This window comes from Bradyrhizobium sp. 956_D2_N1_4, assembly GCF_052076025.1.
GTDB classification, from domain to species: domain Bacteria; phylum Pseudomonadota; class Alphaproteobacteria; order Rhizobiales; family Xanthobacteraceae; genus Bradyrhizobium; species Bradyrhizobium barranii.
Genome location: NZ_CP197237.1, coordinates 442561 through 456022, shown reverse-complemented (window position 1 = coordinate 456022; position 13462 = coordinate 442561). Strand labels below are relative to the sequence as shown.

Genomic DNA, 13462 nt, shown 5'->3' with positions numbered 1-13462 from the left:
GGTCGTGACGCCTCACCGACAACCTAACAATCTCAGGCTGCCTTCCCAAAACAGGACTTGTCATGATCAGGGAATTGATGTCGTCACGCCGCTTCGCGCCGCTGTTCTGGGCGCAATTTTTCTCGGCGCTCAATGACAACGTGCTCAAGAACGCACTCGTCATCATCCTGCTTTACAGTGCCGCGACCGGTCACGGCGACGCGCTGGTGACGGTCGCAGGCGCCGTCTTCATCTTCCCCTATTTCATCCTGTCGGGGCTCGGCGGCCAGCTCGCCGACAAATACGTCAAATCCGTCGTCGCGCGGCGGCTCAAATTCGCGGAGATCTTTGCTGCGGCCTTTGCCGCCGCCGGCTTCTTCCTGCACTCGGTGCCGCTGCTGTTCACGGCGCTCGCGCTGTTCGGCACCATCGCCGCCCTGTTCGGCCCCGTGAAATACGCCATGCTGCCGGACCAGCTCGAGCTCGGTGAGCTCGCAACCGGCAACGCGCTGGTCGAAGGCGCGACTTTCATGGCCATCCTGCTCGGCACCGTCGCCGGCGGCCAGTTCGTGGCCGGCTCCGCGCATATGGGCTGGGTTGCATCGGCCGTGGTCGTGCTGGCCCTGCTGTCCTGGGCCTTCGCCTCCCGCATTCCGCAGACGACGCCATCCGCCCCCGACCTGCCCGTCAACGCCAATCCCTGGACCTCGACGGTCGGCCTGTTGAAGACGCTCTACGCGGACAAGCGGCTGTGGGACGGCACCGTGATCGTCTCGTGGTTCTGGCTGGTCGGCGCCATCGTGCTGTCGCTGCTGCCTGCGCTGGTCAAGGACGTCGTCGGTGGCACCGAAGGCGTGGTGACGCTGTGCCTCGCGACCTTCGCGATCGGCATCGCCATCGGCTCGCTGTTCGCCGCCAGCCTGAGCCATGTCCGCCCGAACCTCGCGCTGGTGCCGATCGGCGCCATCATCATGGGCTTTGCCGGTCTCGATCTCGCCTGGGCCATCGGCGTGACCACCAGGGGCCAGGACATCGCTGCGGTCGACTTCGCGACCTCGTTCGCCGGGCTGCGCATGCTGATCGACTTCGTCGCCTTCGCGTTCGGCGGCGGCCTGTTCGTCGTTCCCTCCTTCGCTGCCGTGCAAGCCTGGTCGGCACCGTCCGAGCGCGCCCGCATCATCGCCGCCGGCAACGTGCTGCAAGCCGCCTTCATGGTAGCAGGCTCGCTGTTCGTCGCGCTGTTGCAGGCGGGCGGATTGCATGTCGGCTGGATCTTCTTCGGCCTCGGCGTCGCCAGCTTCGGCGCAGTGTGGTTCGTGCTGACCAAGTGGGGCAAGGAAGGCGTCCGCGATTTCGGCGGGCTGCTGTTCCGCGCGCTGTTCCGCACCGAGGTTCGCGGGCTCGAGAACCTGCCGCCTCCGGGCACGCGCATGCTGATCGCGCCCAACCATGTCAGCCTGATCGACGGCCCGCTGCTGCACGCCGTGCTGCCGATCGATGCGAGCTTCGCGGTCGATACCGGCATCTCCAAGGCCTGGTGGGCCAAGCCGTTCCTGCGCGTCGTCAAGCACTACACCATGGACCCGACCAAGCCGCTGGCCGCGCGCGACCTGATCAAGCTCGTCGCCGCCGGCGAGCCGGTGGTCATTTTCCCTGAGGGACGCATCACCGTCTCCGGCTCGCTGATGAAGGTCTATGACGGCACCGCGATGATCGCGGACAAGGCCGACGCGGTGGTCGTGCCCATTCGCATCGAGGGCGCGCAGCGGTCGCATCTCAGCTATCTCAACGGCAGCCAGATCAAGCGCTCCTGGTTTCCGCGGGTGACGGTCACGATCCTGCCGCCGGTCAAGCTTCCGGTCGATCCGGCGCTGAAGGGCAAGGCACGCCGCAATGCCGCGGGCGCCGCGCTCCAGGACGTGATGATCGACGCCATGGTCAAGAACGCCATGCTCGACCACACCCTGTTCGAAGCACTCGGACATGCCTATCGCGACCGCGATACCGGCAAGGTGATCATCGAGGACGCGCTCGGCACCAAGCTGACCTATCGCAAGCTGATCCTCGGCGCGCAGGTCTTGAGCCGCAAGCTCGAGGCCGGCACCACGGCCGGCGAGAATGTCGGTGTGTTGCTGCCGAATTCCGCGGGTGTCGCCGTCGTCTTCATGGCGCTGCAAAACATCGGCCGGGTCCCGGCGATGCTCAACTTCTCGGCCGGCCCGGTCAACGTCCTCGCCGCCATGAAGGCCGCGCAGGTCAAAACCGTGCTCACGTCAAAGGCCTTCATCGAGAAGGGCAAGCTCGACAAGCTGATGGCCGCGGTCTCCGCAGAGGCGCGCGTCGTCTATCTCGAGGACGTCCGCGCTTCGATCGGTACGGCCGACAAGATCAAGGGCCTGCTCGCAGGCACTGCGCCGCGCGTCGCCCGCCAGGCCGACGATTCGGCTGTCGTGCTGTTCACGTCGGGCTCGGAAGGCACGCCCAAGGGCGTGGTGCTGTCCCATCGCAACATCCTTGCGAATGCGGCGCAGGCGCTGGCCCGGGTCGATGCCAACGCCAATGACAAGGTGTTCAACGTGCTGCCGGTGTTCCACTCGTTCGGGCTGACCGGCGGAATGATGATGCCCCTGCTCGCCGGCATTCCGATCTACATGTACCCCTCGCCGCTGCACTACCGCATCGTGCCGGAGCTGATCTACCAGACCGGCGCCACGATCCTGTTCGGCACCGACACCTTCCTCACCGGCTACGCCCGTTCGGCGCACGCCTACGACTTCCGCACGCTGCGCCTGGTGATCGCCGGCGCGGAGGCGGTGAAGGATCGCACACGTCAGGTGTTCATGGAACGCTACGGCATCCGCATCCTGGAAGGCTACGGCGTCACCGAGACCGCGCCGGTGCTGGCGATGAACACGCCGATGGCCAACCGTCCCGGCACCGTCGGCCGCCTGTCACCGCTGATGGAAAGCCGCCTCGATCCGGTCCCCGGCATCGAGGAAGGCGGACGCCTCTCGGTGCGCGGACCGAACGTGATGCTCGGTTACCTCAGGGCCGAAAATCCCGGCGTGCTCGAACCGCTCGCCGAGGGCTGGCACGACACCGGCGACATCGTGGCGATCGACGCGGCCGGCTTCATCACCATCAAGGGCCGCGCCAAGCGCTTCGCCAAGATCGCGGGCGAAATGGTCTCGCTGTCGGCGGTCGAGAGCATCGCGACGACGCTGTGGCCGCAAGCCGCCTCGGTCGCCGTGTCGATCCCCGACCAGCGCAAGGGCGAGCGCATCGTGCTGCTGACGACGGAGAAGACCGCCGAGCGCAGTGCGATGCAGGGCCAGGCCAAGGCGATCGGCGCGTCCGAGCTGACCGTGCCCGCGGCGATCATGGTGGTCGACAAGGTGCCGTTGCTCGGCACCGGCAAGACCGACTATGTCACGGCAACGACGATGGCCCGTGAGCAGGCGTCCTCGCCGGAGCGCGAGGTTGCGTAAAGACGACAAGTCCACGGCCGTCGCTCCGGCGGAAGCCCGGTGCGACGGCGTGGTCCTGCTTCACGGCATCGGCGTCGGTGCCTGGACGCTGAAGAGGCTGGATCGGGCGTTGCAGCGTCACGGCTTCGCCACGCTCAATCTCGACTACCCCAGCCGCAAGAAGCCGCTCGAGGAGCTTGCGGAAGACATCCACGCGCCGGTCGCCGCGTTTGCAAAGCAATGCGACGGCGCGATCCACTTCGTCGCCCATTCCATGGGCGGGCTGCTCGCCCGGGTTTACATCGCGAGATATCGTCCGGTGCGGCTCGGCCGCGTCGTGATGCTGGGCACGCCCAACGGCGGCAGCGAAGTCGCCGATCTCCTGAAGGACCTCTCGCTCTACCGCGCTGTTTTCGGTCCAGCCGGCTCGCAGCTTTCGACAGCCCAGCCCCCTGTGCTCGCCGCCCTGCCGCCTCCCGATTATGCGATCGGCGTCATCGCGGGATGCCGCACCATCGCGCCGATCGCCTCGGCCTTTGTCCTGCCGCGGCCCAATGACGGACGGGTTTCAGTCGCAAGCGCGAAGCTGGCCGACATGGCCGACCACATCGTCGTCAAGGCATCGCACACCGGACTTCCACGAAATGCCGTCGCGATCGAGCAGACGATCGCGTTCCTGCACGACGGCCGCTTCAATCCGATCACTTGAGCAGGAGATAGCGAACCGGGTTGTCGTCGCACTGCCCCGCGCCGCACTCCAGCACGGTGGACAAGAGATTGGCGGCGACCAGCAACGCAAAGATCGCGAAGACCGTGTTCGATGCCGCACCGTTCAAAGGCGCGTCCCCGTCTCGCTTGCCGGTCACATCCTTCAGGATGAAGACGAGCGCGACATAACACACGATCCCGATCGCCGCGATCAGCGCCCAGGTATAGAAGTGCAGCCCGAACAGTGCCGAGCCGTATCCAGGATCGCCGGGCGCAAGATGCAGTGACACCTGCCGCATCGAGATGAAGCCGGTGACGAGGCTGGAAACGAGGATCATCGCGTAGTGAGACCCGCGTTCACCGAGGCGCATGTTGAACAGGAACCCCATGCCGACCGCGATGAACCCGGCCCTTTGCAACAGGCAAAGCGGACAGGGCAGCTCGCCGAGCGCAAGCTGATAGGTGAACGCCACCGTCAGGATCAACGAGATCCCGAGCAGCCCAAGCATGTTCAGGATCGCGCCGACCGGCCGTTGCTCGCTCATCTCTGCAGTGCCCATCTCGACACCGTCAGAACGAGAATTTGAGTGGATCGGTCGCGTGGTGGAAGAACCATGCGACCGTGACCACGACTGTTGCGCTCCAGAGCGCATAGCTTAGTCCCGCGCGCGAACGCCAGGCACTCGCGCAGCCCGCGAGCGCCAGCAGGAAAGGCAGAAACATGTACATGAGCGCGGGCTCCCTAAGCGATTCGCGCTGTGCGCGAACGGCCCAGAAATACGTCAGCCGCGCATGCCTCTCAAGAGCCGGCTTCGCTGCGCCGCTCCTGCGCATAACGCACCAGCGCCACCAAGCGATAGATGCCGTGCACGAACTTGCCATAGGGCATGGTGATGAACAGCGCGAACACCGCGCCGAGATGCAGGGCCAATAGCGGTCCCATGGCAGCGGTCTCGCGCAGGACAAGCAGCGCCATGCCGGTGAAGCCGGTCAGAAACAGCATGGCGATGAAGCCGACGTCCATGCCGTAGCGCTGCTCGTCGAGCAGTTCCGGTGCACGCCGCGTTTTCGCGACGAACAGGCCGATCGGACCGACGATGAGACCGATGCCGCCGAGTGTCCCCAGCACCACGGGCAGATCCCACCACGGATACGGCGCCTCGCGGCTCCAGAGGTAGTGATAGAGCGTCGCCACCGACGTCGCGGCGAAGCATAGCAGAAAACCGTAGAACGTCAGGTGATGGAAAAGCTTGCGCCGGTCGGTCGGCTTGTCGTCCTCGTTGTAGCAGCCGACGCCGCCACCGTGGAGATAGCGCAGCTCGCCGGCATCGCGGACAGCCTGGAAGATCGAGCCGCCGTCGGCGCGACCGCCAATGGGAGCTCCGATGTCGCGCCAGAAGGCACGCACGCTCATCACCAGCGCGAGGATCGCGTAGAGGAAGGCGGCGCTGAACAATGCGGCCATCGCGTTGTGCGGCATCAGCTTGTAGAAGGCACCAGGGCCGGTGTGCACACCGAACAACACGCTGTGGCCGTTGAGGGCCGCAAAGCCGAGGATAAAGGCGGCCATGCTGAGCGCGGCGATGACGCTGATGACGAGCCCGTTGCGGGCGAAGGCACCGGACAGCGCCTGCGGCCAGGCATAGGCCGCATAGGACTCGGCGCGCGCAACCGCAAGCGTCTTCGGAACGTTGACGTTGAACTCGTGCGGCGGCGAGAACTGACAGTCGACGTAGCAGGCGCCGCAGGAATGGCAGAGGTTTGCGAGATAGTTGAGATCTCCGTCGGAGAAGGCGCGCCGCATCTCCATGGCGGGAAATACCGCGCAAAGACCCTCGCAGTAGCGGCAGGAATTACAGACCGTCATCAGACGGTCGGCTTCGTCCAGAATTCTAGTTCCGTGCATGTTTCGCCGCTTCCCGTCCCGCGATCCGCCCGAACACGCTGCCGATGGTCATGCCCATGCCGGCCGCATAGCCCTTGCCGAGCACGTTGCCGGCCATGATCTCGCCGGCCGCGAACATGTTGGCGGACGGCTTGCCGTCAGCCATCAGCATCCGCGCCTCCTTGTTCACGCGCGTGCCGAGATAGGTGAAGGTGATGCCGGGCCGCACCGGATAGGCGAGATAAGGCGGGGTCTCGATTTTGCGTGCCCAATGCGTCTTCGGCGGCGTGATACCTTCAGTCACGCAGTCGTCCAGAATGGTGTGATCGAAGGTGCCGGGCCGCACGGCCGCGTTGAACTCGGTGACGGTCTTCTCCAGCGCAGCCGGATCGAGCTCGAGCTTGCCGGCCAGCACGGCGACGGTCTGCCCGGCGATCGGCGGGAACAGCGTCGGCATGAAGCTGGTGACGACGGTGGAATCGAAGATGATGTAGGCGATCTGGTCGGGCTGCGCCGCGACCAGCCGGCCCCAGATCGCATAGCGCTTCGGCCAGATGTCCTCACCCTCGTCGTAGAATCGCTGGGCATGCTTGTTGACGACGATGCCGAACACGACGGAGTCGTGGCGGGTGATGATGCCGCCGTCGAATTTCGGCGCACGGGCGTCGATTGCGACCGCATGGCACTGGGTGGGATCGCCGACCTCCTGCACGCCCTTGTCGAGCAGCATCTTCAGGATCGATCCGCGATTATAGGGCGTGCCGCGGATCAGGAAATTGTCCGCGGCTTCGCCCCAATATTGCTTCAGCCATTCGATGTTGGCCTCGAACCCGCCGGCAGCGGCGACCAGCGACGTCGCGCGGATCTCGGTCTCGCCCTTGATCGGCCGCTTGAGGCGCGCGGCGAGGAACATGCCGTCCTCGATCACGAGATCGGTGACCTCGGCGTCGTACTCGACATCGACGCCGAGCCGCTCGGCGGTCAGATAGAGCGCGTTCAGCATCGCGCGGCCGCCGCCGAGAAAGAAGGAGTTGGTACGGCCGAGGCTCAGCGTGCCGCCGAGCGAGGGTTGCCAGCGCACGCCCTGCTCCACGATCCAGTTCAGGATATCCTTGGACTCCCGGATCATGTGCCGGGCGAGCACCTCGTCGGTCTGGCCGCCCGTCACCAGCAGCAGATCTTGCCAGAATTCCTCTTCGGTGTAGGGACCGGTCAGGATCTCAGTCGCCGCATCATGGGCGCAGCGCATGTTGCGGGTGTGGCGGGTGTTGCCGCCGCGATAGAATTTTGGCGCGCCCTCCAGCACCAGCACCGAGGCACCGCCGCGGCGCGCCGAGATCGCCGCGCACAGTGCCGCATTGCCGCCGCCGATCACCAGCACGTCGTATTTGCTGCTCATCCCGTCTGCCCGATGCGACGAAGTTAGAGACATTCTGCCGCCGAGGACCCCGATCGACCCACGGCAGCCATTGCGTACGTTTGTATACAAAGATATACATCGGCGCGGCAAGTGCCATCTCTGCATGGGCAGGATGCGCCGTGAGGGAAGATGGCCAGGCGCGTGGCAAAGTCAGGCGGATCGATCACACGCGGCGGCGGCGTGGCACTGGGCGAAGCCGTGTTCCGCTCGCTGTGCGAGGCGCTCCAGGCCGGCAGTTACCGTGCCGGAGACCGGCTGCGCGAGGAAGAGGTCGCGCAGCGGCTCAAGGTCAGCCGCACGCCGGTCCGTGAGGCGCTTGGCCGTCTCGCGGCCCGCGGCTTCGTCGAGCCCGCCGGCGGCCGCGGACTGATCGTGCGCGACCTCGATATTTCCGAGGTGCTCGAGCTCTACGCCATGCGGGAGATCATGGAAGGTGCTGCAGCGCGCCTGGCCGCCGAGCACACCTCCACTCCCGAAGTCCACGCGCTCAGGGATATCGAGCAGGCCTTTGTCGAGGCGTCGGCGTCAGACGCTGCCGAGATGGCGCGGCTCAACCGCGCCTTCCACGAAGCCATCTGCCGCGCGGCGCGCAACCGCTATCTCGACAACGCCTCGCGCGAATTGCAGGACTGGATCGCGCTGCTGGGCCCGACCACCTTCACGGTGACGGGCCGTCCCTCGACCAGCCACGGCGAGCACCAGGCCATCATCGACGCCATCGCCGCACGCGACGGCGACAAGGCCGAGCAGCTTGCGCGGGCGCATATCCGCGAGGCGTTGCGCTGCCGGCTCAAACTGCTGCAGAAGCAGTAACGCGCGGCGCTCACGCGAGCACATCCGCGACGACCGCTTTGAGGACATCGCGCACATCGCCCGGCTTCAGCCGAACCTGCAAGCCGCGCTGGCCGCCGTTGAGATAGACCTGATCATGTGCGAGCGCGCTCTGCTCGATCACGGTGCGCACCGGCTTGCGCTGCCCGAACGGGCTGATGCCACCGACCTTGTAGCCGGTGACGCGCTCGGCCTCCGGCGGCTTCATCATCTGCGCCGACTTGCCGCTCGCGGCAGCGGCGAGCTTTTTCATGGAGACTTCCTGGTCGGACGGGACGACGACGCAGATCGGCTTGCCGTCCACCAGCGCCATCAGCGTCTTCAGCACGCGCGCGGGGTCCTCACCAAGCGCAGCGGCGGCCTGCAGGCCGATGCTCTCGGCGTCGGGATCGTAGTCGTAGGTGTGCACGGTGAAGGCAACGTCGGCGGCTGCAAGCGCGCGCGTGGCTGGGGTGACTTTGGACATGGGTCACGTTTACCACCGTCATTGCGAGGCGCGAAGCGACGAAGCAATCCAGAATCTTACCGCGGAGGTAGTCTGGATTGCTTCGCTACGCTCGCAATGACGGTGTGGGCGCGGATGCCCGCCACAGCCGTCGTCCTGGCGAAATTACTCCGCCGCGTCCCGCATCTCCGCGCGCTCGGCCCTGGCCGCGCAGAACTTGAACTCCGGGATCTTGCCGAAGGGATCAAGCGCCGGGTTGGTCAACAGGTTGGCCGCCGCCTCCGCGTAGCAGAACGGCATGAACACCATGTTCTCCGGCACGTCGCGATCGGAGCGGACCTTGACCTCGACCGCACCGCGGCGGGTCTCCAGCCGGATGAAATCGCCGGGCGCGAGCTTCTTCCGGTGCATGTCCTTCGGCGACATGAACGCGACCGCCTCCGGCTCGATCTGGTCGAGCACCTGCGCGCGGCGGGTCATCGAGCCTGTGTGCCAGTGCTCGAGCACGCGACCGGTCGAGAGCACCATCGGATATTCGGTGTCGGGCAGCTCATCCGGCGGGATGACCTTGGCCGGCACGATCTTGCCGCGGCCGCTCGCGGTCGGGAAGCCCGTGGTGAAGATAATCTCGTTGCCGGGCTTGTTCGGATCATCGGCCGGATAGGTCACGGCACCTTCGCGCACCAGCCGCTCCCAGCTGATGTTCTTGAGCGAGGGCATCAACTCCGCCATCTCGGTGTAGACGTCGCCGGGGCCGGAATAATTCCAGGGCAGGCCCATCCGCTTGCCGATCTCCTGGATGATCCAGAGATCCTGCCGCGCATCGCCCGGCGGCTTGATCACCTGGCGCGCGAGCTGCACGCGGCGATCGGTGTTGGTGAACGAGCCGTCCTTTTCGGCAAAGGCCGAGGCCGGCAGGATGACGTCGGCATGGAACGCGGTCTCGGTGACGAAGAGATCCTGCACGACGAGATGATCGAGCATGGCCAGCGCCTGGCGCGCATGCTGGAGATCGGGATCGGACATCGCGGGATTCTCGCCCTCGATATACATGCCCGTGATCTCGCCGGCATGGATCGCGTTCATGATCTCGACCACGGTCAAACCGCGGACGGGATCGAGATCCTGCTGCCACAGTTTTTCGAAATTGCCGCGCAGATCGTCGCGGCTGACCGGCTGATAATCCGGCAGGAACATCGGGATCAGGCCGGCGTCGGAGGCGCCCTGCACGTTGTTCTGGCCGCGCAGCGGATGCAGGCCGGTGCCGGGACGGCCGACCTGGCCGGTGATCAGCGCCAGCGCGATCAGGCAGCGCGCATTGTCGGTGCCGTGGACATGCTGGCTGATGCCCATGCCCCAGAAGATGATCGACGACTTTGCCCGCGCATAGGTGCGCGCAACCTCACGCAGCGTTTGCGCCGGGATGCCGCAGATCGCCTCCATCTTCTCCGGCGTGAACTCCTTGATCTTCTCCTTGAGGTCCTCAAAACCTTCGGTGTAGCCGGCGATATACTGGTCGTCGGTCAGGCCCTCGGTGATGATCGTGTTGATCATCGCATTCAGCATGGCGACGTCGGAGCCCGGCTTGAATTGCAGATGCTTGGTCGCGTGGCGCGACAGCGTCTGCCGGCGCGGATCCATCACGAACAGCTTGGCGCCATTCTGCTTGACCGCGTTCTTGATGAAGGTCGCGGCGACCGGATGGTTCACGGTCGGATTGGCGCCGATCACGATGATGACTTCGGCATCCATCGCAGCCGAGAACGGCGCCGACACCGCGCCCGAGCTCAGGCCTTCGAACAGCGCCGCCACCGACGAGGCGTGGCAGAGCCGCGTGCAATGATCGACATTGTTCGAGCCAAAACCGGTGCGCACCAGCTTCTGGAACAGATAGGCCTCTTCATTCGAGCCCTTGGCCGAGCCGAAGCCGGCCAGCGCCTTCACGCCCTTCTCATCGCGGATCCTGACGAGGCCCTTGGCCGCGATGTCGAGCGCTTCTTCCCAGCTCGCTTCGCGGAAATGCGTGAAGGGATTAGCGGGGTCGACCTGGTCGTTGGAATCCTTCTTCGCATTCGGCAGCCGCACCAGCGGCTTGGTCAGACGATGCGGATGGTGGATATAGTCGAAGCCGAAGCGGCCCTTGACGCAGAGACGATTGTGATTGGCGGGCCCGTCGCGGCCTTCCGCGTAGATCACCTTCTCGTCCTTGACCTCGTAGGTCACCTGGCAGCCGACGCCGCAGAACGGGCAGAGCGAATCCACCTTCTTGTCGGCGTAGACGACACGGGTCTGCTTCTCGTCGAGCATGACGGCCGGCATCAGCGCGCCGGTCGGGCAGGCCTGCACACATTCGCCGCAGGCGACGCAGGTGGACTCGCCCATGGGATCGTCGAAGTCGAACACGATCTTCGAGCCATGGCTGCGATACGCCATACCGATGACGTCGTTGACCTGGACCTCGCGGCAGGCACGCACGCAGAGGCCGCACTGGATGCAGGCATCGAGGTTGACACGCATCGCCGGATGGCTGGCGTCGGTCGCCCAGCGCTCGGCGGCGGGGAAGCGGCTCTCGGTGACGCCTGTGGTCTCGGCCCAATGCCAGAACTTCGAATCCGGATCGTGCGAGGTCTCGCGCGCCGGCTGGTCGGCGACGAGCAGCTCCATCACCATCTTCTGCGCGGACACCGCACGCGCGGATTCGGTCTTCACCTTCATGCCGACCGACGGTGTGCGCTTGCAGGAGGCGGCGAGCACGCGCTCGCCCTCGATCTCGACCATGCAAGCGCGGCAATTGCCGTCGGGGCGGTAGTCGGGCGCCGGCGAATAGCACAGATGCGGAATCTCGCGGCCCTGGCGTTTTGCAACTTGCCAGATCGTCTCGCCGGGTTTGGCCTCGACCTGCTTGCCGTCGAGCTCGAACGTAATTTTGGTCATTCGGCCGCTTCCTTGAACTCGTCAGGGAAATATTTGATCACGGTAGACAGCGGATTCGATGCCGCCTGTCCGAGCCCGCAGATCGAGGCATCACGCATCGCCTGGCTCAATTCTTCCAGAAGTGCGCGGTTCCAGACGGGCTTCTGCATCAGCTGCGCCGCCTTCTGGGTTCCGACACGGCACGGCGTGCACTGGCCGCAGCTCTCGTCCTCGAAGAACTTCATCAGGTTCAGCGCGGCCGCGCGCACGCTGTCCTTTTGCGACAGGATCACGATCGCGGCCGAGCCGATGAAGCAGCCGTATTTCTCCAGCGTGCCAAAATCGAGCGGGATGTCGTCCATGGACGCCGGCAGGATGCCGCCCGACGCGCCGCCCGGCAGGTACGCGTAGAACTGGTGCCCGTCGGCCATGCCGCCGCAATATTCGTCGATCAATTCGCGCACGGTGATGCCGGCGGGTGCCAGCTTCATGCCGGGGTTCTTGACGCGGCCCGAGACCGAGAAGCTGCGCAGGCCGTGACGCTCATGGCGGCCGTTGCCCTTCCACCAATCCGCGCCCTTCTCGACGATGTCGCGCACCCACCACAGCGTCTCGATGTTGTTGATCAGCGTCGGCAGGCCGAACAGGCCGACCTGAAACGGATAAGGCGGCTTGTGCCGGGGCAGCCCGCGCTTGCCCTCGATGCTTTCGAGCAGCGAGGATTCCTCGCCACAGATATAGGCGCCGGCGCCGCGGCGCATGTGCAGCGTCGGACCGCCCGGAGGAAGCTTTGCGATCTCGCGCTCGAGGATCTCGCGCGATGCCGGATATTCGTCGCGCAGATAGATGTAGACGTCGGAGGCCTGCACGACATGCGCGCCGAGCAGCATGCCTTCGATGAAGCGATGCGGATCGCTTTCGAGATAGACGCGGTCCTTGAACGTGCCAGGTTCGCCCTCGTCGCCATTGATCGCCATCAGCCGCGGGCCGGGTTCGCCCAGCACCGCGCGCCATTTCCGGCCCGTGGGGAAGCCGGCGCCGCCGAGGCCGCGCAGCGAGGCGTCGTCGAGCGCCTTCAGCAGATCGTCCTTCGGCAATTCGCCCGAGCGCACGCGATTGAGCAGCTTGTAGCCGCCGCCGGCGACATAGGCGTCGTAGTCAACGTATTCAGGCAGATGCGCGTGGGTATCGCCGGCCTTCGCGGCCGCCATCACATTAGCCACGGTCGCGTGATCGACGAAGTTGTGACCGACTTCAGCCGCCGGCGCGGTATCGCAGCGGCCGACGCAGGGCGCGCGGACGACGCGGATGCCCGGACCCGATGTGCTCTGCAGGTCGGCGAGCAGCTTGTCGCCGCCGAGCATTGCGCAGGTCAGTGAATCGCAGACGCGGATCGTCAGCGGCGCGATATCGGGCTCGCCTTCCTTCACCACGTCGAAATGCGCGTAGAAGGTCGCGGTCTCGAACACCTCGGCGAAGGCGAGCTTCATCTCGTCGGCAAGCGCGGCGAGATGAGCGGCCGAGATCTGGTGATATTTGTCCTGGATCAGGTGCAGATATTCGATCAGGAGGTCGCGCCGCCGCGGCCTGTCGCCGAGCAGCTGCTCGATCTCGTGCGCGGCGGTGGGATCGACCTGCCGCCCCTTGGGCGTGGCCTTGGCTCGCTTCCGTCCCTCGCCCGGGTGTTCGAACGAGCGGACCTCGTGCACGTCGTGACTCATCGATGCGTCTCGTATCTCTTCTTTAGAACGAGTCCAACTCTAGCCTGTGGCATACCAGATGCCAAGAGAATTCATGCGTTCCGATAAGCATTT

Annotated in this window: 10 protein-coding genes; 3 read left to right on the top strand and 7 right to left on the bottom strand. The window is 65.4% G+C overall.

The features are described 5' to 3' along the window. Positions 1 to 62 precede the first annotated feature (62 nt). Both AB7535_RS02195 and AB7535_RS02190 read left to right on the top strand, forming a co-directional pair. Positions 63 to 3467 (top strand): acyl-[ACP]--phospholipid O-acyltransferase, encoded by a 3405-nt coding sequence (locus AB7535_RS02195; RefSeq protein ID WP_354079024.1) that lies wholly within the window; start codon positions 63 to 65, stop codon positions 3465 to 3467. Beyond that, positions 3460 to 4155, top strand: a complete 696-nt coding sequence (locus AB7535_RS02190; protein ID WP_085402164.1) for an esterase/lipase family protein — start codon at positions 3460 to 3462, stop codon at positions 4153 to 4155. The genes AB7535_RS02195 and AB7535_RS02190 overlap by 8 nt, the downstream gene beginning before the upstream one ends. Here the strand turns inward: AB7535_RS02190 and AB7535_RS02185 are convergent. The 4 genes from AB7535_RS02185 to tcuA all read right to left on the bottom strand — a co-directional run bounded on the left by AB7535_RS02185 (position 4148) and on the right by tcuA (position 7438). Beyond that, on the bottom strand, positions 4148 to 4699 hold the full coding sequence (locus tag AB7535_RS02185) for a disulfide bond formation protein B (protein ID WP_354079026.1): 552 nt from the start codon (positions 4697 to 4699) through the stop codon (positions 4148 to 4150). The genes AB7535_RS02190 and AB7535_RS02185 overlap by 8 nt on opposite strands. Positions 4700 to 4724: 25 nt before the next feature. Next, complete coding sequence (locus AB7535_RS02180) at positions 4725 to 4883, bottom strand: DUF5993 family protein (protein ID WP_201266196.1); 159 nt, start codon at positions 4881 to 4883, stop codon at positions 4725 to 4727. 70 nt (positions 4884 to 4953) lie between these two features. After that, the gene (gene tcuB, locus AB7535_RS02175) at positions 4954 to 6060 is read right to left on the bottom strand and encodes a tricarballylate utilization 4Fe-4S protein TcuB (RefSeq protein WP_085402165.1); all 1107 of its coding nucleotides are present in this window, start codon (positions 6058 to 6060) and stop codon (positions 4954 to 4956) included. Beyond that, complete coding sequence (gene tcuA / locus AB7535_RS02170; protein WP_085402166.1) at positions 6047 to 7438, bottom strand: FAD-dependent tricarballylate dehydrogenase TcuA; 1392 nt, start codon at positions 7436 to 7438, stop codon at positions 6047 to 6049. Before tcuA ends, tcuB begins: the two co-directional genes overlap by 14 nt. A 150-nt stretch (positions 7439 to 7588) precedes the next feature. On the opposite strand from tcuA, the gene AB7535_RS02165 reads away from it, so the two are divergent. Further along, positions 7589 to 8272: a GntR family transcriptional regulator gene (locus AB7535_RS02165; protein WP_085402167.1), complete on the top strand. Its 684-nt coding sequence runs from the start codon at positions 7589 to 7591 to the stop codon at positions 8270 to 8272. A gap of 10 nt (positions 8273 to 8282) precedes the next feature. Here the strand turns inward: AB7535_RS02165 and ybaK are convergent, their stop codons facing one another. From ybaK to AB7535_RS02150, 3 genes are all read right to left on the bottom strand, one after another. Next, the gene (ybaK, locus tag AB7535_RS02160) at positions 8283 to 8756 is read right to left on the bottom strand and encodes a Cys-tRNA(Pro) deacylase (protein ID WP_085402168.1); all 474 of its coding nucleotides are present in this window, start codon (positions 8754 to 8756) and stop codon (positions 8283 to 8285) included. A 144-nt stretch (positions 8757 to 8900) separates the two neighbouring features. Beyond that, entirely contained in the window at positions 8901 to 11669 is a 2769-nt protein-coding gene (gene fdhF / locus AB7535_RS02155; RefSeq protein ID WP_085402169.1) for a formate dehydrogenase subunit alpha, read from the bottom strand. Beyond that, complete coding sequence (locus AB7535_RS02150; RefSeq protein WP_085402170.1) at positions 11666 to 13369, bottom strand: NADH-ubiquinone oxidoreductase-F iron-sulfur binding region domain-containing protein; 1704 nt, start codon at positions 13367 to 13369, stop codon at positions 11666 to 11668. Before AB7535_RS02150 ends, fdhF begins: the two co-directional genes overlap by 4 nt. Between the last annotated feature and the right edge of the window lie 93 nt (positions 13370 to 13462).